At 41.5% G+C, this 23,209-nt stretch carries 18 protein-coding genes and 2 tRNA genes; 9 read left to right on the forward strand and 11 right to left on the reverse strand.

Annotation, left to right across the window (positions count from 1 at the left end):
• Nucleotides 1-2,689, forward strand: a 2,689-nt coding sequence (locus FLL46_RS24930) for a hybrid sensor histidine kinase/response regulator transcription factor (protein ID WP_142934858.1), incomplete at its 5' end; no start/stop codon positions are given.
• A 239-nt stretch (nucleotides 2,690-2,928) separates the two neighbouring features.
• On the forward strand, nucleotides 2,929-3,138 hold the full coding sequence (locus tag FLL46_RS24935) for a hypothetical protein (RefSeq protein ID WP_142934860.1): 210 nt from the start codon (nucleotides 2,929-2,931) through the stop codon (nucleotides 3,136-3,138).
• Nucleotides 3,139-3,203: 65 nt separating this feature from the next.
• On the opposite strand, the gene FLL46_RS24940 is transcribed toward FLL46_RS24935, so the two are convergent.
• The 9 genes from FLL46_RS24940 to FLL46_RS24980 form a co-directional block, all read right to left on the reverse strand.
• Nucleotides 3,204-3,280: transfer RNA gene (locus tag FLL46_RS24940), tRNA-Met, on the reverse strand.
• 130 nt (nucleotides 3,281-3,410) lie between these two features.
• Complete coding sequence (ychF, locus tag FLL46_RS24945) at nucleotides 3,411-4,502, reverse strand: redox-regulated ATPase YchF (protein WP_142934861.1); 1,092 nt, start codon at nucleotides 4,500-4,502, stop codon at nucleotides 3,411-3,413.
• 109 nt (nucleotides 4,503-4,611) lie between these two features.
• Nucleotides 4,612-5,196, reverse strand: a complete 585-nt coding sequence (gene pth, locus FLL46_RS24950; RefSeq protein ID WP_142934863.1) for an aminoacyl-tRNA hydrolase — start codon at nucleotides 5,194-5,196, stop codon at nucleotides 4,612-4,614.
• Between the two features lie 55 nt (nucleotides 5,197-5,251).
• Nucleotides 5,252-5,890 (reverse strand): 50S ribosomal protein L25/general stress protein Ctc, encoded by a 639-nt coding sequence (locus FLL46_RS24955; RefSeq protein ID WP_142934865.1) that lies wholly within the window; start codon nucleotides 5,888-5,890, stop codon nucleotides 5,252-5,254.
• A gap of 286 nt (nucleotides 5,891-6,176) precedes the next feature.
• Entirely contained in the window at nucleotides 6,177-7,124 is a 948-nt protein-coding gene (locus FLL46_RS24960) for a ribose-phosphate pyrophosphokinase (protein ID WP_142934866.1), read from the reverse strand.
• Nucleotides 7,125-7,285: 161 nt separating this feature from the next.
• Nucleotides 7,286-7,360 (reverse strand) — tRNA-Gln (locus FLL46_RS24965).
• A 51-nt stretch (nucleotides 7,361-7,411) separates the two neighbouring features.
• Nucleotides 7,412-8,323: a 4-(cytidine 5'-diphospho)-2-C-methyl-D-erythritol kinase gene (gene ispE, locus FLL46_RS24970; protein ID WP_142934868.1), complete on the reverse strand. Its 912-nt coding sequence runs from the start codon at nucleotides 8,321-8,323 to the stop codon at nucleotides 7,412-7,414.
• A gap of 52 nt (nucleotides 8,324-8,375) precedes the next feature.
• The gene (lolB, locus tag FLL46_RS24975) at nucleotides 8,376-8,966 is read right to left on the reverse strand and encodes a lipoprotein insertase outer membrane protein LolB (protein WP_142934870.1); all 591 of its coding nucleotides are present in this window, start codon (nucleotides 8,964-8,966) and stop codon (nucleotides 8,376-8,378) included.
• Between the two features lie 90 nt (nucleotides 8,967-9,056).
• On the reverse strand, nucleotides 9,057-11,036 hold the full coding sequence (locus FLL46_RS24980) for a tetratricopeptide repeat protein (protein ID WP_142934872.1): 1,980 nt from the start codon (nucleotides 11,034-11,036) through the stop codon (nucleotides 9,057-9,059).
• A gap of 693 nt (nucleotides 11,037-11,729) precedes the next feature.
• On the opposite strand from FLL46_RS24980, the gene hemA reads away from it, so the two are divergent.
• The 5 genes from hemA (at nucleotide 11,730) to FLL46_RS25005 (ending at nucleotide 16,980) form a co-directional block, all read left to right on the forward strand.
• The gene (hemA, locus tag FLL46_RS24985; protein WP_142934874.1) at nucleotides 11,730-13,022 is read left to right on the forward strand and encodes a glutamyl-tRNA reductase; all 1,293 of its coding nucleotides are present in this window, start codon (nucleotides 11,730-11,732) and stop codon (nucleotides 13,020-13,022) included.
• A 164-nt stretch (nucleotides 13,023-13,186) separates the two neighbouring features.
• Nucleotides 13,187-14,275 carry a peptide chain release factor 1 gene (prfA, locus tag FLL46_RS24990; RefSeq protein WP_142934876.1) on the forward strand — a complete coding sequence of 363 codons (1,089 nt, stop codon included), beginning with the start codon at nucleotides 13,187-13,189 and terminating at the stop codon, nucleotides 14,273-14,275.
• A gap of 48 nt (nucleotides 14,276-14,323) precedes the next feature.
• On the forward strand, nucleotides 14,324-15,337 hold the full coding sequence (locus tag FLL46_RS24995; protein WP_142934878.1) for an aspartoacylase: 1,014 nt from the start codon (nucleotides 14,324-14,326) through the stop codon (nucleotides 15,335-15,337).
• Nucleotides 15,327-16,157: a peptide chain release factor N(5)-glutamine methyltransferase gene (gene prmC / locus FLL46_RS25000; RefSeq protein WP_142934880.1), complete on the forward strand. Its 831-nt coding sequence runs from the start codon at nucleotides 15,327-15,329 to the stop codon at nucleotides 16,155-16,157. Before FLL46_RS24995 ends, prmC begins: the two co-directional genes overlap by 11 nt.
• 73 nt (nucleotides 16,158-16,230) lie before the next feature.
• Nucleotides 16,231-16,980, forward strand: a complete 750-nt coding sequence (locus FLL46_RS25005) for a HesA/MoeB/ThiF family protein (protein WP_142934882.1) — start codon at nucleotides 16,231-16,233, stop codon at nucleotides 16,978-16,980.
• 66 nt (nucleotides 16,981-17,046) lie between these two features.
• On the opposite strand, the gene FLL46_RS25010 is transcribed toward FLL46_RS25005, so the two are convergent.
• Together FLL46_RS25010 and FLL46_RS25015 are read right to left on the reverse strand one after the other, a co-directional pair.
• Nucleotides 17,047-18,177 (reverse strand): hypothetical protein, encoded by a 1,131-nt coding sequence (locus tag FLL46_RS25010; protein WP_168204316.1) that lies wholly within the window; start codon nucleotides 18,175-18,177, stop codon nucleotides 17,047-17,049.
• Nucleotides 18,178-18,341: 164 nt separating this feature from the next.
• Entirely contained in the window at nucleotides 18,342-20,204 is a 1,863-nt protein-coding gene (locus FLL46_RS25015) for a DUF1631 family protein (RefSeq protein WP_142934885.1), read from the reverse strand.
• 490 nt (nucleotides 20,205-20,694) lie between these two features.
• Between FLL46_RS25015 and accA the strand changes: the two genes are divergently transcribed.
• Together accA and tilS are read left to right on the forward strand one after the other, a co-directional pair.
• Nucleotides 20,695-21,660: an acetyl-CoA carboxylase carboxyl transferase subunit alpha gene (gene accA / locus FLL46_RS25020; RefSeq protein ID WP_425456762.1), complete on the forward strand. Its 966-nt coding sequence runs from the start codon at nucleotides 20,695-20,697 to the stop codon at nucleotides 21,658-21,660.
• Between the two features lie 157 nt (nucleotides 21,661-21,817).
• Nucleotides 21,818-23,206, forward strand: coding sequence for a tRNA lysidine(34) synthetase TilS (gene tilS, locus FLL46_RS25025; RefSeq protein WP_142934889.1), 1,389 nt, complete (start codon nucleotides 21,818-21,820; stop codon nucleotides 23,204-23,206).
• Nucleotides 23,207-23,209 lie beyond the last annotated feature (3 nt).

Consider the following 23,209-nt stretch of genomic DNA (forward strand, 5'->3'; position numbering starts at 1 on the left):
AATGTTTAAACTAGATCCAAAATCTAAGCAGCTTAGTAGAGAAGAAAGGCTATCTGAACAACAGCTTCACTCATGGGATTGGATGAATTTAGCAATTTCAAAAAATGGAAAAGAGCTCACTTATATTAAGTCGAGCGATGGCTTCGGAGAATTTGATATTCAGAACCGAACTTTAAAAAGAACTTACCTGCTTCGAAATGATAGCCCGAGAAACAATCCGCATCCATTTAGAGAAGATTCAATGTGGGCAGTCAGCAAAGGCATATATTCAGATAAAATTTGGATAACTCATGCTGAGCCTTTCATATCTTGGTTTGACCCCACTACTGGAGAAGGTAGGACCATTTCCACTCCATTAAATGAGCCCATTTATGACATACTGATTAGTGAATCAGAGGACCATTTTTGGCTTCTAGGAGAAAACAGTAATATAAATTCTTGGAATAGAAAGAGTAATTTAATAAGAACCTTTAATAGTGACGATGGCTTACCAGATATTGGCGTTTATGGTAGAGCTAAAGGGGCTCTTCTAGAAAATGGCGCATTCTTCGGAAGTAAAAAAGGGCTTGTACTTATTGATTCTCAATTCGATATTAAGACACAAACCCCTGCGAAAACGACTATTTCTAGTGTTAAGGTAAACTATGAAGAATTTGATTTTGATAGCCTTGAGGAAGAAAAAAATACACTAGAGCATAATCAAAATATAGTAGAGTTCGAGTTTTTTAGTCAAAGTACAGCTTTACCAAAATCTACCAAATACCGATATAGGCTTCTAGGATTGTATGATGAATGGAGAGAGCTAAATATTGGGGATCGAAAAGTGCAATTTACTAATTTGGATCCAGGCGAGTATTCGTTTGAAGTCAGCAGCACGAATAACGCAGGTCATTGGGGGGAAGTATCGAAATTTGACATAAATATTTCTCCACCGTGGTGGAAAACCGATATTGCTTATATTCTTTACATTTTATCTGTATTTTTTTCTATTTATTTCATAATCGTATTTAGGACTCGCAGTTTAACTAAAAGAGCTGAATCGTTGGAAAAATCTGTGCAGTTAAGAACAGCAGAGCTTGCACAAGAAAAAAATAAGGTTGAGTTATTACTGACTAAAAAAAATGATGAATTTGCCAATGTTTCCCATGAGTTTCGAACTCCACTAACGTTAATTTTAGGGCCTGTACAGCGTCTGTTATCCAAGGGCGCAGAACAAGATGTCAAACAACTCAATATTATTCAACGCAATGGCTATCGATTATTACGTATGGTTGACCAAATGCTGAATATGGAAACTTTCCGTGTTAATTCAATAGTAAATCGTACCCCTCAAGATTTCTTTCAAATCATTTGGTTGGCCACTGAAGCATTTCAGCATATTGCCAATGAGAAGAATATCGTATTAAAGGCTGACAGGCTTGAAAAAGTTTATTTTGAATTTACAGCGGATGCATTCGACAAAATAATTTTAAATTTAATTTCCAACGCTATCAAATATACGCCTGGCGGCGGTACTGTCGAAATTAGTTCATTAAGAACAACTAATAATGAATTATTGATTACAGTTAAGGATTCTGGGGTTGGTATACCTGAAGATAGACAAGCTGATATTTTTGAAAGGTTTCAGCGTGTAATTGATACAGAGAGAGAGCACATAGTTGGTGCTGGTATCGGCTTAGCTTTAGTGAAAGATTTGGTTGAGGCTCATGGCGGTTACGTCGAACTTGAGAGCGAAGTTGGCAAGGGAACCAAAATATCTACTTTTTTACCTATCGTTAATGAAACCTCTTTTGAAGCTACTGAAAGTCAAGTAAACGAAGAGTTAGCGGTAATGGAGTTAATGAGTATCACTTCGCAGGAAAGTATATTAGGCGAAGGAAAAAAGGCGATAAAATTTGAAGATACAAGAAACACCGTTCTAATAATAGAAGATAACTTAGATATGCTCGAATATGTTCGAGAGAGTATCGAACCAAATTACCATGTATTAATCGCCAAAAACGGTTTAGAAGGAGTTGAGCTCGCTCTACAGCACGTACCAGACGTTATTATCAGTGACATTATGATGCCCAAAATGGATGGCTATCAGGTTACTAAAAAGTTGCGTGAGAGTAATATTACCAATCATATTCCTATTATTCTTCTCACTGCGAAAGGAGATTTAGAAAGTAGACTTAAAGGCTGGAGGGAAAAAGCTGACGAATATTTAACGAAACCATTTAGTGTTGATGAGTTATTGTTACGAATCAAAAATCTATTAGATATTCGTAATATTCTTAAAAAACGCTTTGCTGAACTGGCTTTTAAGCAGCCAGAAAAAAGCCCAATTACTGATGAAATTGGAACAGGAAGCTCCCAAGATAAAGAACAACAACTGTTCTTAGAAAAACTTAATGAGGTGCTTGAGAATAATTACACAAACAGTGAAATTAAAGTAAGCGATATTTCTCAGAAAATTTCAATGAGTGAGCGCCAATTTCACCGTAAGCTTAAAAGCATTGTAGATTTGACTCCAAGAGAGTATCTGCGGCGTTTTCGATTAGATAAAGCTAAGGTTTTGTTGATTGATGGAAAACCATCAAATTTCGTCACCTATGAGGTCGGCTTTTCTTCACAAAGTTATTTCGGCAAGTGTTTTAAGGCTCAGTACGGTCTTTCACCATCAGAGTTTGTTAATGCCAATACTTGAGTGGAGCGTGATAAGGCTTTATCTCTATTTACGCTTGTTGCAGATTTCATTAATGAGTCTTGCGGAGGTTTTACTACAATGGGATGGCGGGGATTGTTGGTGCATTGTCTGGCGTTGCCAAAGGAAGGCTTGCTATTACACTCAATGCAGCAATGAGTAGTGAACTGATGACAATAATTCTTTTCCTATTTTAAAGTTACGACTATGCTTAGCTAAGCAAATTTGAGTTTGGGGTGAGTATGAATCAGCTAAAGATTATCTTATTAGTGTCGGTCGGAATGTTGGCTACTGCTTGCACAGAAAGTAAATACAGCAAAATGTCAGATGCAGAGTTAAATCAAAAGAAACGTCATTGCGATAGTATCCCCAAAAAGTCACCGGTATTTGCGACTGGCTGTGAAAATATAGCGAAAGAAATTGAACGACGTAGGAAAGAGAAAAGAAAGTAACTTAGATTAGTTAGACAATCGAATAGATACAAAAAAGCCCGCTAAAATAGCGGGCTTTTTTAATATGGTAGCAAGGAGTGGATTTGAACCACCGACCCCATCATTATGAGTGATGTGCTCTAACCAACTGAGCTACCTTGCCATAATCGATTTGGTATTGATTTCTTGAAATTTTGGTCAAGACTCAAGAGCCGCGTATTCTGAAGATTAGCGGCTCATTTGTCAACAGTATTACACTTATTTTAGTTATTTTTTACTACTTTTGTTGTTGGTTAAACATTAAAGCGAAAATGAACCACATCACCATCTTTTACGATGTACTCTTTGCCTTCTAAGCGCCATTTGCCGGCTTCTTTAGCGCCTGCTTCGCCCTTAAAATTAACGAAATCATCATAACTGGTAACCTCGGCTCGAATAAAACCCTTTTCAAAGTCAGTATGGATGACACCTGCAGCCTGTGGCGCAGTCGCGTTGATTGGAATTGTCCATGCGCGAACTTCTTTCACGCCAGCAGTGAAATAGGTTTGTAGGCCTAACAAGTCATAACCAGCACGAATTACTCGGTTTAAACCCGGCTCATTTAACCCCATTTCTTCTAGAAACTCTAATTGTTCTTCTGCATCTAATCCAGCTAACTCAGACTCCATAGACGCACATACAGCGACGATACTCGCTTTTTCTTTTGCTGCTAATTCGGCAACCTGATCGAGGTAAGGATTATTCTCAAAACCATTGTCGCTTACATTTGCGATGTACATGGTGGGTTTACTGGTAATCATCTGCATTTTGCTGACAACTGCCCATTCGTCTTTATCCCAGTCGCCCGCTCGAATCGGTTGGCCTCCATCTAGCAGCCCGCGACATTTTTCTAATAAAACCAGCATCGCTTTAGCGTCTTTATCGCCACTTTTAGCAATTTTAGTGTTTTTCAATATCTGCTTTTCTACTGACTCCAAATCAGCAAGCGCTAGCTCAGTATTAATAACTTCAATATCATCCAGAGGATCGATTTTATTCTCAACGTGAATGACGTCATCATTTTCGAAACAACGAACCACGTGGGCTATTGCATCAGTTGCACGAATGTTGCCTAAAAATTGGTTACCTAAACCTTCACCTTTGGAAGCGCCTTTTACCAGGCCGGCGATATCAACGAATTCCATAGTGGTTGGTATGACTTTTTCAGGACTAACTATTTCTGCGAGTGCGTCAAGGCGAGGGTCAGGCATTGGCACGACACCTGTATTTGGCTCGATAGTACAGAAAGGATAGTTTTGAGCATCGATGCCTGCGTCGGTCAGTGCGTTAAATAAAGTCGATTTACCTACATTGGGTAGGCCAACGATTCCACATTTGAAACCCATGGTGTTACTCCTAAAAATCAGTTATGAATTCAGGGGAACATATAAAATCCCTGAACTTTATTAAATGCTCAACGCAATTGTTTTAAAAATACGGCTGTGTGATAAAGATCTATGCTTTGAATGCATGCATGCTTTGCATGACTTTATCGTGCTGGCCGGTAATAATATCGCTGGTATGGCGTAATGCTTTATCGATGCTTTCATCGATTGAACGCTGATCATCTGGAGATGCCTTACCCAGAACATAATTATGTACCTGGTTTTTATTGCCAGGATGACCAATACCGATTCTTAGCCGGTAAAAATCGCGGCAGTTTGCCAATGACTTAATAATGTCTCTCAGGCCGTTGTGGCCGCCGTGGCCGCCTGATTTCTTTAATTTTACAGTGCCAGGATCAATATCCAGTTCATCATGAGCGACCAGGATTTCATCGGGCAAAATTTTATAAAAAGTTGCTAAAGCCCCAACGGCTTTGCCACTCAAATTCATAAAAGTATTCGGAATGAGTAATCGACAATCTTGGTTGCCAATTAAGCCTCGCCCAACGTGACCAAAAAATTTAGTTTCCAGTTGCAGCGGGATAGAGTAATCGTTTGCCAGGGCTTCGACATACCAAGCGCCAGCATTGTGTCGGGTCTGAGAGTATTGAGGGCCCGGATTTCCGAGCCCTACAATAAGTTTGATATTTGCCATATCGATTGATCTCTAGATTGTTAATTAATAATCAACAACCTAAGAGTTAAGAAGACTACTCAGCAGCTTCTTCGCTTGAGTCGCCTTCAGCATCGCCACCGGCAGAAGCCGCACCACGGCTTTTATGGATGGTCACTATAGCTTGGTCGTGGTCGTCACCTTGAGATAGCTCAACGATTTCAACGCCTTTTGGCAACTTGATGTCTGACAAGTGAACTACTTGATCCATTTCAAGATCGGCCAGGTCAACTTCGATGAACTCTGGTAAGTTCTTCGGTAAACAAGCTACTTCAACGCTGGTGTAAGCGTGACTTACAACACCACCGGCTTTAACACCAGGGCATTTCTCTTCGTTTAAGTAGTGAATTGGCACAGCAGTGTGTAGCTTTTCTGTTGCCTTAACGCGTAAAAAGTCAACGTGGTTAACTTTTGGCTTGAAAGGGTGACGCTGAAGATCTTTAAGAATCACTTTTTCTGTTTTCTTACCTGATTTTAAGGTCAGGATGTGCGAGTAAAAAGCTTCTTCTTCAAGGTGCTTGAGAATTTCAGGATGGCTGATAGAAATAGGCTGAGGTTTTTTACCTGCGCCATATACAATGCCAGGAATTTTGTCTTCAAGACGACGTAGGCGGCGGCTCGCACCTTTCCCCAGATCTTCTCGAAGCTCTACATTTAATTCAAATGAATCACTCATTTTGTAACTCTCCAAAAAACAATATTTTTCCTTGTCCGCGACCAGTACAAGGAGTGGATCGCCGTCAATCGTTTGACAGGCGATGATTACCCTTTGCAAAAAGGGCGGCGAATTATAAAGTAGGGAGGGGTAGAAGTGCAAGTGTTAAGGGCGTTCACAAGCGTTTAGATTTGGTTTGCTTAAACGCAGGTTACTCAAAATAACCTGAATATGCTCTTATTAATAGAAAATAATAAAAAAGGCGCTGTTTAGCGCCTTTAATAATAAAATCATTTAAATGAGTGACTTAATCCATAAACATGGAGCTAAGAGACTCTTCTTCATTCACACGTCGAATGGACTCACCTAACATTTCGGAAAGCGTCAACACGGTAATTCTTTCGCAATTCTTTGCTTCTTCGCTTAAAGGTATTGTATCGGTGATAACCAGTTTATCAAGAACCGAGTTATTAATGTTGTCAATTGCTTTGCCAGACAGAACAGGGTGTGTCGCATAGGCTAATACGCTCTTAGCACCGTTGGCTTTAAGTGCACCTGCAGCGGTACAAAGTGTTCCTGCCGTATCAACCATATCGTCGAGGATAATACATTCGCGCCCGGCAACATCACCGATAATATGCATAACTTCAGATTTGTTTGCTTCTGGGCGACGTTTATCGATAATCGCTAATTCCGCGTCATTAAGGCGTTTGGCAACGGCTCTCGCTCGAACCACACCGCCAACATCAGGAGAAACAACAATTTCATCGCCTGACCAGTTATTCTGAATGTGTTCAATAAGTACCGGTGTTGCGTAGACATTATCAACCGGAATATCGAAAAAGCCCTGAATCTGGTCAGCATGAAGGTCAACAGTTAAAACTCGGTTGATTCCAACAACTGCCATCATGTCTGCAACGACTTTGGCACTAATTGGAACCCTGGCGCTACGAACACGTCGATCTTGGCGGGCATAACCGAAATAGGGGACAACTGCTGTTATGCGGCCTGCAGACGCTCTACGTAATGCATCGGCCATAACCACAAGCTCCATCAGGCTTTCATTGGTAGGGGCACAAGTTGATTGAATAATGAATACATCCATTCCACGGACATTTTCGAGAATTTCAACTGCGACTTCGCCGTCGCTAAATCGACCGACTTTCGCTTTGCCAATTTCAACATCTAAAAAATTGGCAATTTTGTTGGCTAATTCTGGTGTGGAATTTCCACTAAAGAGCATCATATCAGACATTACTAGACCCCAATTGTCTTAACCTGGAATTAAATAGAGAGCGAGAAAAATAAACTGTTGAATAAGAATAATATATCAGGATAGCTAGTTGTGCTTTTATTATTTGAAAAATACTAGCCATTTGATCGATATATAGGAAATCAATATAAAGGAAAATAAAATGGCAGGGGTAGCTGGATTCGAACCAACGCATGACGGGATCAAAACCCGTTGCCTTACCGCTTGGCGATACCCCTGTTATGTTAGCACTGTAACATCAGTGCTGTACTATCAGTCTAGTACGAATTTCACATTCCGGCGTGAAGTGGTGAAATGTTAACTCCACTGGCCTCAAAACATGGCCATTCACATCGGGACGCTATTTTACGCATTTCTTGCTCATTGTCAAAGGGTGCAAACAAACAACTTCCACTTCCGGTCATTCGTGCATAAGAATTAAACTGTTTTAGCCATTCTAATGCTTTTCTAACCTCTGGATAGTCATCGCATACGATGTCTTGCATGCAGTTTGTACCTTGAAAAGGTAGCTCCAGTGCGTTGAGGTCGCGTATTGTGATGGCTTTGCTATTTCTTGTCAATAAGGGATTTGAAAAAATTTTTGCGGTGGATATATGACAACCAGGTTGAACTACTAAATACCAGGTTTTCGGCAGTTCAAAAGGGGTTAATATTTCACCGATACCTTCAACAAAAGCGCTGTTACCCATCACAAAAATTGGTACATCAGCGCCGAGTGAAAGGCCGATATCAGCCAGAGTTTTCAGGGGTAGTTCCAGCTGCCATAACTGGTTTAGCGCAACTAATGTCGTTGCACAATTAGAACTACCACCGCCGACGCCTCCGCCAACAGGCAAAACTTTATCGAGATGAATGAATGCGCCCCAATTTTTTTCAGCAAATTGCTTACCCGATTGATTATCGAGTTGGTTGATCGCAAATTCCCGAAGTTTTTTGGCGGCTCTAATAACCAGGTTATCTGTTCCACTTAATTCCGGCGCACTACAGGTAAAATTAATTTGGCCGTTTCGAGTCACTTCAATATTCAGCTTATCGCCATAATCAAGTAGTTGAAAGACGCTTTGCAAATTATGATATCCATTGTCTCTCTGGCCGACAATTTTCAAGGACAGGTTGAGTTTAGCCGGGCAAGGCCAGGTTGTTAAAGAAGCATCGTTATTTGAAGGCAAGTGGTTATTCATTATCTTTGCTTTGGATTAACGGTTAAAAACTTAGCACGGGTATATACCTGTTCTAATTCGTCGGTAAAAATTCCCAATCTTTTATCACTACTTTTAAACCAAGCTGAGGATGTTTCGCTTTTATCATTTTTGGCATCGAATAACCTGAAAATGTCTGGTAGCGAGAGAAATTAACCTGCCAGCCGTTAAAAGTGAGTTGTTGGAGTTCGCCTTCGTCATTTCTGGAGAATTGTTCCCCCGACTTTCCTGATGGTAGCCCTTTGATCCAGAAAGACAAGGCATCAATTGGAAAGTCCCATCCTAACGACTGATAAAGTAGTTGTTCTGCATCTTGATGATAGTGCACCCGGTCTTCAGGAAGCTTTAGTGTCGCTTCATGACCTTTTTGTATTAGGTGCGCGTAGGTTGCGCCGAAAAGACCATAAATATGAAAGTCGAAATCGGAATCTTTTTTTTGCCAGTCCAGGGTTGCTGAAACGCTTTCTTCGGGTGTTTTAATCGCTACGCGGGCTTTGAGCTCCCAGTGATTTAATGTTTCTAAAGAAGCCGGGCCGCCAAGGCCATTGGTTGGCCGATTTGTTTGACAGCCAACCAGCAGTGTCAGACCAATTATCGCAGCCAGTGTTCTAAGTTTTTCCGTCATTTTCCAGTCTTAATCATTTTGTTATTGGTTATTGTAAAGACTTGAATGAAGTCAAAATAAACCAAAATCTAGCGTGTGTAACTCTTCTGGTTACATTTCAACTTTTAGCCGCGTTAAGGTTTCTTGCAGCACTTTGTTGTCCTTATCCAGATTAATCCCTTTAAGCCATACCTGCTTTGCGAGCGCCTGCTTGCCCTGTTGCCACAGAACTTCACCTAAATGAGCCGCGCCTTCAGCACTTGGCGACATCGCAAAGGCCTTTTTAAGATACATACTGGCTTTTTCCAGATCGCCCTGACGATATGCGAGCCAGCCTTTACTATCAATTACTGCCGGGTTATCAGGCAACCCTGCAAATGCGTTTTCGATAAGTTGCTGCGCGTAATCAAGTTCTTTACCTAAATCAGCCAAAGTGTAACCAAGGGCATTCTGGATGTTGTGATCTTCCGGATAGAGTTTAAGCAAATACTTAAATTCGCTCACCATTTCATCGTACAAACCCAAGGGCTCTTTGTATAACGCCCGAGTGTAGAGCAGATCTTTATCATCAGGCTTGGCTTCGATTGCCTGGTTTAGCCAGGAAACTGCATGTTGATAATGCCCATTGTTTCGCAACAGTGCGGCGGTAGCCATATTAAAGCGATCTAATTTTGTGCCGGGTTCAATTAATTGCTTAGCTTGAGAAAGGAGTTTAATAAGTGACTCAGGATCATCAATCAATTGATAGAGTTCTATTTTCTTTAGCAGCAGCGCCAGGTTGTCCGGGCTATTTTTCATGGCCAGTTCTAAACGCTCTTTTGCTTTTTCGACAGAGACGTATTGGTTGAGTAAATCGATTTCCGCGCCAACCAGCTGAACTGCTTCATCTTCATTGAGAGAAGTGTGGTCTGTGATAGTGCTCAATGCCTGTTCAATTTTGCCACTTTCAGCGAGTAGTTTGGCAAGTTGTATTTTTGCATTAATCTGAAACTTACCTTCTGTAACCAGCTGAAAACAGGCAATTGCTTGTCTTTTCTCACCGGTTTTATTGGCAGAATCACCACAATAAAAAGCGACTGTTTGACTCTCATAATCTTGTCCAAGCAGGTTTTGAAAACCTGCCAGACTCAGATGATATTGACCCATAGCATAGTAGCTGGCAGCTTGATAATAGCGTGCCTCAAGATCTTCTGGGTGCTCTTTGATCCAACCAGTAAAATGGTTGGCGCTCGCCTTAAAATTCCTCAAGTCATAGTAAAGTTGTCCCAACATATGACTAATTGGTTTTGAGTCAGGCGATTGTTTGTACAGGTTTGAGAGGTAACTAACCGCTTTAGCGTCTTCTCTTAATTGATAGAGGGTGTGCGATTTAATACGTATTGCCGGAACAAAGTAGGGATCAATTGTCAGGGCTTGCTCTATAGCAATCATTGCCCGTTCTAGCATGTTGCTAGGCCGGTTGTTGGCGTTTGCCAGGTTAAAAATGATCTTCCCCAGTCCTGTCGGAATTGCTGGTTCTTTTGGAAACTGGTCTTTAAAACTGCGTAAGAAGCTGAAGGAAAAGCGAGGATCCTGATTGATAACTGCTGATTCGAGGATCTCATAGCGTGCCTGAGGCTCTGTTTCTAATTCAAATAGCTTTTTCAGCGTAACTGAGCCGCCAGCTGTATCATTCAGGTTCAGCTGCGCTTCTAACAGGATAATATAGGCCTGCTGGTTATCTGTGTCGGCGGAAAGCCAAATTTTGGCCGCCTGTTCTAAACCGAGAGAATCTTTCGCTGCCCTGGCAGCGTCGATGCTTTTTTGGATAAGCTGTTGATTTTTAGATAATTCCGCTGCGTAAAGATAGTAACTCATCGCAGTAAGGTGGTCAGAGTTATGTTCTGCCATATCAGCTGCGATAATAGTTTCATATAGGTCTGCTCGCTGCCGGTCGTCTAAAGTCTGAATACCAGACAAATCATAGCTGTTATGGGCGGTTTTAAAAGGTGGGTTAGTTTGCCCTGCGCAAGCTGAAAGCAGTAACCCTAAACTTAAGGTGATGCCGGGTAAAGTTAGTTTAGTCAGTTTGGACTGTTTAATATCTTTCATATATTGGCTCAAATTTGCCTCTTTATACAACTGGGTGAATCGAGTCTGAAAACACGGTTATCAAGTGAATCGCCGCTGTACTTTGCTGTATTTCTCACATGTTTTTGGCTTGAAAGTTTTGTGTTTTGCTCACTAATCGACAAACCTCATCACAATGTTAATTCTACTAAATGTTTAATCCCGCCACCTAATTTTGCCATTGTAAGTAGGTTATTGATACAAATTTGTGGCAATTCAGGTACAATCTGCGCTTTGACAACAATACCAAAGTGCACGACTTATTATACTGCTTTGCCGAGCACCGATAATTTGTAGATAATCTGCAACTATGTCGGGCTATATGCAGTGTTATTTCTTCAGTATAAATGAGTTTACTTCGATAATGATGGCTTTGCTCTCAAGTTTGATTTTATATTGTTACATCATTTTATTTGATGCGGACTATTTGAGGCAAACGTGAGCCAGTCATCATAAATCAGTGATTATTAAGATGGCTTTGACTAAAATGGCTATTTTAATAATCGTTGCACAATTTTAAAGAAGATTGCCGCCGACCTGATTATGTTACTTACGACAGCCTTTAACAATGTTCAAATTAACAGCATTCGACTGAATAACTTCCAAAATATACTCTTGTCAGAGTCGGTAGACTCTCATTTCGTCCGTTTGTTTCAACATTAACCGATAAAAATCATGCCGGTTTCTATTTTTGGAATAAATCACAAAACTGCGCCTGTCGAGGTGCGTGAAAAGGTTGCTTTTGCACCGGATCGCATGGGTGAAAGTTTATTAGCGTTAAAGGACGATGTAGAGCTCGAAGAAGTGGCGATTATCTCCACCTGTAACCGGATGGAAATTATTTATTGTTGTGAGAATTTATCCGCGAAACCTGAGCTGCTTAGCGCAAAATTCAAACAAATTTCCGATTGGTTGATTGAGCATCATCAACTCAACATAGGTAGTATCGAGGAATTTTCATATGCTCACTCTGGAGAGTCTGCGGTTAATCATATTATGAGTGTGGCTTGTGGACTTGATTCAATGGTTTTGGGAGAACCACAGATATTAGGGCAAGTGAAAGATGCTTATGGATACGCGAACAGCGCGGGCACGATAGGTTTTTACCTTAATCGGTTGTTTCAACAAACATTTTCACTAGCAAAGCAGGTGCGGACGGATACCCAGATCGGGGAAAGTGCCGTGTCAGTCGCTTACGCCGCAGTGACCCTGGCGAAACGTATTTTTGCGGATTTCGCACCGGTTAAAGCTTTGTTCATCGGTGCAGGTGAAACGATTGAACTGGCGGCTCGACATTTGGCTCGGCAGGGAGTGGTCCAAATGAGTGTGGCAAATCGTACCGTTGAGCGCGCTCAAACCTTGGCGAGTGAGTTCGGTGCGGTAGCATACAGCTTGAATGCCTTACCAGAATTAGTTGAATCTGCGGATATTATTATCAGTTCAACCGCTAGCCCCGTGCCAATTATAGGTAAAGGGCTCATGGAAAAAGCAATAAGAACTCGCAAACACCGGCCCGTTTTTATCGTTGATCTTGCTGTGCCCAGGGATATTGAGCCGCAAGTGGCGGAGTTGAGCGACGTGTATTTGTATACTGTCGACGATATGCAGGATGTGATTAAAGAAAACCTCAAGATCAGAGAACAGGCTGCCAGTGAAGCGCAAGATATAATCGGCCTGCATAGTCAAAAGTACATGGGATGGCTACAATCACTTTCTGCGGTATCCTTATTAAAGGACTTCAGGGCACAAATTGATGAGATAAAAAGCACAGAGTTAGCGCGATCAATCGCAAAGTTGAATTCAAACGAGGATACTGAAAGCGTGTTACAGGAATTTGCGAATCGTTTGACCCAAAAATTTATGCATTCGCCCAGTAAGTTAATTCGCCAGGCGGGAGAGGAAAATAAGCAACAGGTGCTGGAGATTGTTGCTGATGCTTTTTCACTAAAGCCTCGTAATGAAGAATAGTCAGATTTTAGCGCAAATAGACATTGTCTTATCGCTGAATCATATTGATAATTTATTTTATGGGCCTTGATAAAATATTTCAGTTGAATGCGGCTGTGATGGCGCATAAACTTTCAGAAAACCTGTTTTTATTAAAACAGTTACCAATGAGTTAAAAGTAACAGATGAAACAATCGATTTTAAGTAAACTGGAAGGATTGGCAGAGCGCCATGAGGAAGTCGGTCATTTATTAGGTGATCCTGAAACGATCACCAACCAAAACCGGTTTCGTGAGCTTTCCAAAGAATACGCTCAATTAGAAGAAGTGGTATCGACTTTCAACAAGTACAACCAAATCATTGAAGATATCGCCACTGCGGAAGAAATGCTTAAGGATTCTGATCCGGAAATGCGAGAAATGGCTGAGGAAGATTACAAGGAAAGTAAAAAGTTGATCGAGCCGGTGGAAATTGAATTACAAAAATTATTACTGCCCAGAGATCCGAACGACGATAAAAATATTTTCCTTGAAATTCGAGCTGGCACTGGTGGAGATGAAGCGGCTATTTTCGTCGGTGACTTATTCCGCATGTACAGCCGATTTGCAGAGAAAAACCGTTGGCAAATTGAAGTGATGAGCGAAAACCCCAGCGAGCAAGGGGGATATAAAGAAATCATCTGCAAAATTTCTGGTGATGCGGTTTATTCCAAGTTGAAATTTGAATCGGGTGCACATCGGGTTCAACGGGTGCCGGAAACAGAATCGCAAGGAAGAATTCATACTTCTGCCTGCACGGTTGCGGTAATGGCCGAGGCTGATGAGCTGGATGATATCGAGCTCAATCCTTCCGACTTACGGATTGATACCTTCCGTGCATCGGGGGCTGGTGGTCAGCACGTTAATAAAACAGACTCAGCAATTAGAATCACTCATTTACCAACCGGTGTTGTGGTTGAATGTCAGGATGGCCGTTCGCAGCATAAAAATAAAGCGCAGGCGATGAGCGTTTTAAAATCTCGATTGTTATCTGCCCAGGAAACTGCGGCTCATAATGAACAAGCTGAAGCACGCCGTAATCTGGTTGGCAGTGGTGATCGTTCAGAAAGAATTCGTACTTATAATTTCCCGCAGGGTCGAATGACTGATCATCGAATTAACTTAACTTTGTATAAGCTTGATGAAATCATGCAAGGGGATTTGGCTCAAGTCGTCGAGCCGCTGGTCGGCGAGCATCAGGCTGATCAACTCGCTAGTCTTTCCGAGCAAGAATAAGCTTGCGAATGGGTGAACGTGTCTGCGCTAGCAACAAAGTGAGTGGCAATGTCTGAGGGAAATATGTCTTACGGAAAACTTTCTGAAACAAAACTGCCTGAAAATAAGTTGACTGAAACTAAAAGGCCTAGCGCAGAAAAAGTAGGCGCAGTCGCGGTGGTTGGTGGTACCCATGGTAACGAACTCACTGGTATTTTCACCGTAAAACATTGGCAAAAAAATCAATTATTTCTTCAGTACCCTGAGTTTCAAATTGAGTTTTTACTTGCTAATCAGGCGGCGATTAAAGATAACAAACGCTACCTGGAACACGATCTTAATCGCTGTTTCAAACAAAGCGATTTACAAGATTCTGATAAAAAAAATCGTGAGCAAGTTTTAGCAAAACAAATTAACCAGCAGCTGGGTCCAAAGGGAGATTCGCGAGTTGACTTTATTGTCGATTTGCATACCAGCACTGCAAAAATGCAAACTAATATTGTTCTTATTACGATGGATGAGTTTCATCTTAAACTCGCTGCTTATTTGAAAAGCGAGTTGCCGGATGTGGTTATCACTTCAGAAACTCAGTTGATGGATGATCACCATTTTCTATGTTCTATCGCACCAAAAGGAATTGTGATTGAAGTCGGTCCAACTCCTCAGGGGAGCCTGGATGGCATTATTTTTGAGAAAACCAATCTGGCGTTGAGAAAAACTTTAGAATTTGTCAACTTGTACAATCAGGGCACACTGCCAGAATTAGGGGAAGAGCTTGAAGTCATGAGTTACTTTTCCAAATTGTATTTTCCAACTGATAGTGCAGAAGAAATTTGTGCAACTGTTCACCCCGAACTAATTGGCAATGATTACAGCAAAATATCCGCCGGTACGCCAATTTTTAAAGATTTTTTTGGTGAAGATATTCTCTACGAGGGAGCAGATGCCCATGTCGCTTTCGTAAATGAAGCGGCCTATTACGACCAAAAAATTGCAATGTGTTTGTGTAATCCCCTCAGCTATTCTTTAACGACTTTGCAACCACTCGACTCAGAAAAGTCTTCTGCAAAAAATGAACATTAGCGACGCTATTGAGTTAGCAAAAAACTCACTCTTCTCAGAGTCGCCTGCTGTTGACGCTGAATATTTATTATCAAAATTATTAAATAAAAATTTTACCTGGCTAAAAACCTGGCCGGACTATCAGTTATCGAATCAGCAGGAAGCCGAGTATCGAGCAATGGTTGAAAGGCGAAAATCAGGAGAACCCATTGCTTACATCACCGGCGAAAAGGCTTTCTGGACATTATTGCTTGAAACCAACCCTTCGACATTAATTCCTCGACCGGAAACAGAATTACTGGTAGAGCAAGCGTTAAGCTTTTTATCGCAATATCAAACGGCGAAAGTCCTCGATCTGGGAACTGGAACCGGTGCAATTGCTTTAGCCATTGCGTCTGAAAGGCCAACGGATAAAGTATACGCATGTGATTATAATCAACAGGCGGTTGAGCTAGCGCTGCGAAACGCCGAGAAAAATCAGATTAAAAACGCGACTATTTTCCAAAGTGACTGGCTGAACAATGTCGACGAATCGTCTTTCGAGTTGATTGTGTCAAATCCACCTTATGTTGCGGAGGGAGACCCACACCTTGAGCGCGGTGATTTGAGGTTTGAGCCTGATGGAGCTTTGGTTGCCAGCGGAGATGGTTTAGACGATATTAGAAGGATTGTAAGCAATGCTGTTGGTTATCTGTGTCACGGCGGAAAGTTAATGTTAGAACACGGCTTTGAACAGGGTGATCAGGTGAGAAAAATATTAATTGACGCTAGTTATCGAGACGTCATAACTGTGCAGGATCTTGCTGGTTTAGACAGGGTGACTCTGGGGAGTCTGTCGTAGTCGATTTATTCTTTGGGTATGTCAGATAGTAGATCTTGTTTGAGGTTGAAAAAACGAGCTTGAGGGCGAAAAAATGCTTACCGACAACCAGTTGTTAAAATACAGTCGTCAAATCATGTTGCCGAAAATTGATATTGACGGACAGCAAAAATTACTCGATTCCCATGTGGTTGTGCTTGGCGTTGGCGGTTTGGGCTCTCCTGTTGCAATGTACCTGGCAACAGCCGGCGTCGGCGAACTCACTTTGATCGATGATGACAAAGTTGACCTGACCAATTTACAAAGACAAATTATCCATCGTCTATCGGCTATCGATAAAGATAAAGTGGAGTCTGCAGAAGATACGCTTCAAAAACTTAATCCTGAGTGTCGACTCAACCCAATCAATGCCAGACTAGATGAAGAAGCTTTAACGGAAATTGTCGGCAAAGCAAATATTGTGGTCGATTGTTGCGATAATTTTTCTACTCGATTTATGCTTAACCGAGTTTGCTTTAAACTTCGAACTCCACTTGTTTCAGGCGCGGCGATTCGCTGGGAAGGTCAACTTTCAACTTTTACGATGCAGCCTGAGATGCCGTGTTACCGATGTATTTATGAAGAAGATACCTTTGATGACCAAACTTGTAGTCAAAATGGAGTTGCTGCACCACTGGTGGGAATTATCGGCTCTATGCAAGCGATGGAGGCGATTAAATTAATCACCGGGGCGGGTAATCCAATTTCTGGCCGACTGATGCTATTTGATGCGCTGGACATGGAGTGGCGGAGTATTAAGTTTAAGCAGCGGGCGGGTTGCCCCGTTTGTGGCCAACCAGCTTGAGTTCACCGGTTTTTAATTACAGGGTTTATTAAGACAGAAAAAATACGATTTTGTTTTTAGGCTCATTTAGCCCTCATTTGCGTCAGCGACTTCCGCGACAACAACTTCCGCACACTGGCTAGCTGAACGAAATTTTGACAAAGGTTTTGAGTAAGGAGCGGGTGATTTTAATTCGACCCAGTCGCCAACTTTCAAGTGGTCGGCACGTAAAGTTACTGGGTAAGCGATGGCGTGATTTCTATCGGTGTTAATGACCTTTATTGTACCTGCACTCAAACCTGATTTTCCATTGTCGGCGTCTTGGTAATAAACTTTTAAAGTCTCTCCCATGGTGAAGTTGGTTTCATTGCTGATTAAATGCAATGTACTTCCATGCTTATGCTTTATCTGGCCAAGAAGCGGTTGTTGGTGAATTCGATTGATCGACTTGAGTATCAGAAAATTAGCCGCTGCCAAAAAGGTTTGTCCTGGTGTAGTTGACAGGTAGTTCTGTGTAATCTGATCGCGATTGTTCATCCAGCTTTGGGGTTGCGGGAGCGTGTTCAAGTCGCAATTTGAAAGCATCATTTGAACTTTTTCCATCCAGGGTTTTATTTTTTTGTTACCGCTGGTAATTTTTATTGTCATCGTAATACTGGCGTTTTTTGGTGTTTGCAACCATCTGTCTGCCTGACCATGGAGTTTCTTCCACCACTGGTCGTCGGGAGCGTATTGAAACGGGAGTTGGTAACTGTCCAGAATCAATTCCATCTGATAGTCGGCTTTGTTATTGGTTGGCACAAAGTAACGGCTGGCGAGCGTCGCATCTCGAAATATATTATTCATCGCCAATGGCAATTTGCCATGGTAAAAATATTCGGGTCTCTCATCTCTTTGCTCTATTGGAATACCCGAATAGTTTTTAATCGGTAGTAAATTAACACTAATTTTCGTCAGAGATTCTGGCCATTGTAAATGACTAAACATGGCTGCCTGTTGATATTCGAAATAACGGGCGTTCAGATTGATTTCATTTTCCTGCTGAGCAAATGCAGCAGAACTGCAAAACAGTAAGGCTATTTTAAGCACCAATCCTAGTTGTGATTTGCTTTGCCTTCTGAACAAATTCAGGTTAGCGCTATTAATTGCTATCCGCACCAGATATTCGGCTTTCATGAGTAAATTCTCGATTTTCTCGGCTAAATGCATGGTTTTCATGATTTTTTTGTATCAATGGCTAACTGATCTGTTATTGATATCGGCGGGAAAAAAGCGGATCTTAATTTAATTTGGTTTAATCACGGTTTAGTTGAGTCCCAATGCTTACCACCACCCACAGGTTTTTATGAGTTGATGTGCTTAGCGAAAGTATAATAATCAATCTACATTTGAGATAGTTTTTGGCGTCTTTCCTTCACCAGTGATTGCAACGGGTCTGGGCCGTTATCGGCTTGTTTCAGGACTTTCAGATGCTGTTTTTCAATCAGTTCTAAAACTTCCTGTTTGGTAGGTTCCAGAACTTTGTCACCTTTGTTATCTGAGAAAATATGGCGTTGGGTTGTCTTAGAAATTAAGGTTAATGATGCTTCTTTCCATTTACCCGATTCGCATTTGTAGGCAATGACAGCGCCTGGCTTTAACTTACGATAAATACCTTTAATATGAAATCTTTGCTTAGCGTCGAGTTCTTCTAGACGCCTTTGTTCAGCCTGGCGCTCAGCTTCCAATTTGATCTCTTCCTGGCGTTTTAAAATTTGCTGGCGGCGGTCTTCAGCGATCTGACGTTGCACGGCAATTCGAGCTTCTTCTTCTTGTTTCTTTTGTTCCTCAAGATCTCTTGCTCGTCTATCGAGCAAGATCCGGTATTCATTTTTAAGAATATCCAAACGACAGGTAAGCTCCCTTACCAGGGCTTTGGTAGCATGTTGGTATCTGATTTGTTCATCGATTTGAGTTGGTTTGAGGTTTTGCGATAAATAGTCTGTATCATCGAAACTCACTTTCACTACCAATTCGCCCGATAAATTAACGAAATAGAGTTCTTTAGAAAGTCCGTTAATTAACAATAACTTACTTCTAATTTCTTCGCCTTCGTGGGTTAAATGATACCATTTGCCTTCTTCGAGTGATTCAAGGTCAAAAAAAGTACTGTCTTGCGGCGGTTGATACCAACTGTCGATGTCATTTGACTCATATTCTTCGTCCGCGAAAATATCCGCAGAAATCATGACATCATAATTAACTCGTTGACCGTTGAGTTTACGGGCATGTAAATCTTCTGTCTCGATGAAAAAGTCCTGAATATAGTTGTTAACTTTATTATATTTTTCAAAGAGTTGGTAGATACGCTTCATCATGTCTGAAACGTCTGCTTCAAATCGCTTATTGTAGTCAGGGTCACCAAATGGGCAGGTGATACTCCAGGTTAAAGTATCAATATCCGTTAGAAGCTGCTGTGTTTGCTTACTTTGAACACCGTGCTCTGCGATGGTGTCATAAAGTATTGGACTGACGTGATTTTCGAAAAAATCCAACAGGAAGATAGGCATCTCATCTCCCTGGGTTTTGCTCTTAATCAGCTGCTCGGTATATTCATTCGCTTGTGCTTCGCGGGATTGTTTTTCAATGTCTGCCAGAATCTTGTTCACATTAGCTGCCGCTTTATCATTAAACCCTTCGAAATACTCATCCAGTTTTTGATCGGCCATCATAAATGTTTGATTAGTAACGTGATCTCGGTTTGCCAAGCGGTCAATGAGTAATTCAATTGCATGGATAAAATACTGAGCAAGCTTGCCAGCATCTTTATCGAAGTGATAACCAAGGGTCGTCAACTTCTCCAGAAACTTAACGGCGACGTGTTTAGGATTATCCAGATAGCTCAAGTCATTTAAAGATAGTCTGGTGAACGCCAGCTGCAGGCTGTTAAGAATGTGATAGTATTTGGGGTCGAAATTCGAGTGCTCTCTGAGATAATTAAAAAGAATTTCAACAACTTGCAGTGCATTTTTCTCGTAAGTTGGGAGCGGGCGGCCGGTGATGTTTTTCACATCATTGAGCATTCTAAGAACGCAAAGTTCATCAGATTGGCTCTCAATTATCTGACTTGAAAGGCATGAAAGCGCGTCCGATAGTTCCTGCGAGGTTATCAGTTCTTCGCGCCAATCCGTTTCCCTGGGTTCGTAAAAAATCTTTTCCTCAAGGTTACGGTTTTGCTTGAGAAGTGTTCTTAATTTTCTAGACATTAACAACAATGCTTTGTGCCAACCGTATTTAAAATATAGCTCAATAAAATGGAATTTACCTGATTGCTCTCATTAAATTAAAAATTCCGGAACCAGTCGAATTTTTTCATTTTGAGTTCAGATTGTTAAGCCGATCAATGATACAAAGTTGTTCATTCATAGAATGTGAACCAGGCATTATTTTTGCGGTTATTTTAGAACTATTCGTTAGGATTAAATAAAGTTGCTGGTTGTTTATTGAACAGGCTATTGCTCTTGCCGAGTTCAAGCCAAGTTTAACAGGGTCATAAAGTACTAATTTTGTCATGAAAGTAACCATCGTTTCACTGTTAAATGAAACAAATGGTCTTATGAGTTTAAGATAAATTTTATCTCCTTGAAAAAAGCGGTTAGAATGCGAATCTCAAGCTTTTTAATCTGAGTTTTTTAGACTGAAAACTCATCAGGCCCTTAAATAACTAATTGAAAATTAAAAAAGAAGTTAATAATTATGAATTTCTTAGAGTTCGAAAGACCGATTGCTGAAATGGAAGCTCAGATAGAAGAGCTAAGGTTGGTTGGTAATGATAGTGAAATCAATATCAGCGAAGAAATTGACCGCTTGAAAAAGAAGAGCAAAGAACTGACCGATCAAATTTTTTCAAACCTGGATGCCTGGCAAATTGCTCAAATTGCTCGTCATCCAATGCGCCCCTACACCCAAGATTATATTAACCTCATTTTTACTGATTTTGATGAATTGGCTGGCGACAGAGCCTTTGCCAATGATCTGGCAATAATTGGCGGGCCTGCAAGACTTGATGGACAGCCTGTGATGGTGATTGGTCACCAGAAAGGGCGCGATACCAAAGAAAAAGTTGCAAGAAATTTTGGTATGCCGAGACCGGAAGGATATCGCAAAGCGCTTCGATTGATGGAAATGGCAGAAAAATTTAACTGGCCGATTATTACCTTTATCGATACACCGGGGGCTTATCCCGGCGTTGGAGCGGAAGAGCGCGGTCAATCTGAGGCGATTGCACGAAACTTGAAAGTGATGGCGCAATTAAAGGTGCCGACAATTTGCACCGTTATCGGAGAAGGTGGTTCCGGCGGCGCATTAGCGATTGGCGTTGGTGATCGCGTGAACATGCTGCAATATAGTACGTATTCCGTTATCTCTCCCGAAGGTTGTGCATCAATCTTGTGGAAAAGCGCTGAGAAAGCGAGCGATGCGGCGCACGCGATGGGGATTACTGCGCATCGACTAAAAGAACTAAGCCTGATTAATTCTATTATTCCTGAGCCGGAAGGTGGGGCTCACCGAGATCATCCAAGTATGGCGATGAACTTGAAATCACGAATTATGACTGACTTAGGGCATTTAAAAGATTTATCACTGGATGAGTTACTTGATCAAAGATATGAAAGACTAATGTCATTTGGCGTTCAGGATGATTGGGCTGATCAAGCGTAAACAAGTCGGTAAAAATAAAATCTGATTACGAGATTTAAATATTAATTTTGCTCAATTAAAAGTTTTCATAACAATACCAGTAGTTGCCATCGAACAAACCTTGGTGGCAACCGCCAGTTTCCCTTCGCTAAAAAATATCTCACATCGTGTGAAATAGATGATGGAAAATAGCGCTCTCACTTCACTGGAATGCCACCTCCTCGATAAACTGCAATCAGTTAGCATTGAGTCTGCTCTTGATTTGAAAGGCGAAATAAAAATTGCCTTTAGCGGCGGTGTAGACTCCAAAGTTTTGCTACACGCCATGGTTCGATTAAGAGAACTTGGCTTATTGTCTAGCGTATCGGCTGTTCATGTTAATCATGGTTTGATGCCACAAGCCGATGATTGGGCGGCTCAGTGCCAAAATGACTGTGAGCGATATGGCGTTAAGCTGAGTGTGACGCGTCTGAGTCTCTCAGAGCAAGAAAGAGCATCTAATATTGAGGCTGCAGCCAGGGCCGGGCGATATGAATTTTTTAAGCGTCGTCTCGCCGCCGGTGAATTTTTATTAATGGCGCATCATCGCGACGATCAGGCTGAGACCTTGTTATTTCGATTATTAAGAGGGTGTGGTTTATCTGGTGCCCGAGCTATTCCCGAAAAGCGTCCGTTGGGTAAAGGTTATTTATTTCGGCCGTTGTTAACACTTTCTCGTGAGGAGATTGTTGATTATGCGCGCCAGCAGGGACTAACCTGGATTGATGATCCAAGCAACGAATCAGAGGCATTTTCAAGAAATTTTTTACGCCACAAGGTGCTACCGATCATTGGATCCAAATGGCCGGCCTATGCGAAAACCTTAAGTCGTTTTAGTGAGATTGTGACGGAGCAATATCAATTGCTGGAGGATTTGGCTCAAGTAGATTTTGAACAAGTGGGTAATCGAGAAAATCAATTGAATATTAACTCACTAGCAAAACTTTCCATCGCCCGTAAAAAAAATCTGTTGCATTACTGGGGAAACATGTTTGGCGATTCTCCACCGTCAGTTAGCGAGATTGATGAGTTGCTCAGCCAAATCAAGGCCGCGGAGTCTGGTTCAATTATGGTAGATTTTGCCGGCTGCTTTGCGAGAAGTTTCAACGGTGAATTGATGTTGACCAACAAAACAGAACCTGACTCAGAATTTGATAAGGCTCAGTGGGATAACCTGCAAGAACCAGTCATTTTATCAAATGGCGTGAAAGTTTCTGCAACGCTAATTTTGCCAGGTGTTTTATCCGATAATCTAATTAACAATCGATTGCGTCCACCTAGGCCAGACGAGAAAGTATGGCTAGACTGTCGCCGTGGTGGAGAGAAATGTTTACCAGCTTATCGAAATAAATCGACGCAATTAAAAAAGATCTATCAGGAATTGGGTGTTCCGCCCTGGCGAAGAAAATGGTTGCCTGTTGTTTATTACAATAATGATATCGCCGCAGTTCCGGGCGTTTTTGTGTGTCGAAATTTTCTCAGTGATGATAACGATGAGTCACCATCACTGATCTTGTCGATTGATTAACGG

This window comes from Aliikangiella coralliicola, assembly GCF_007004725.1.
Taxonomy (GTDB): Bacteria; Pseudomonadota; Gammaproteobacteria; order Enterobacterales; family Kangiellaceae; genus Aliikangiella; species Aliikangiella coralliicola.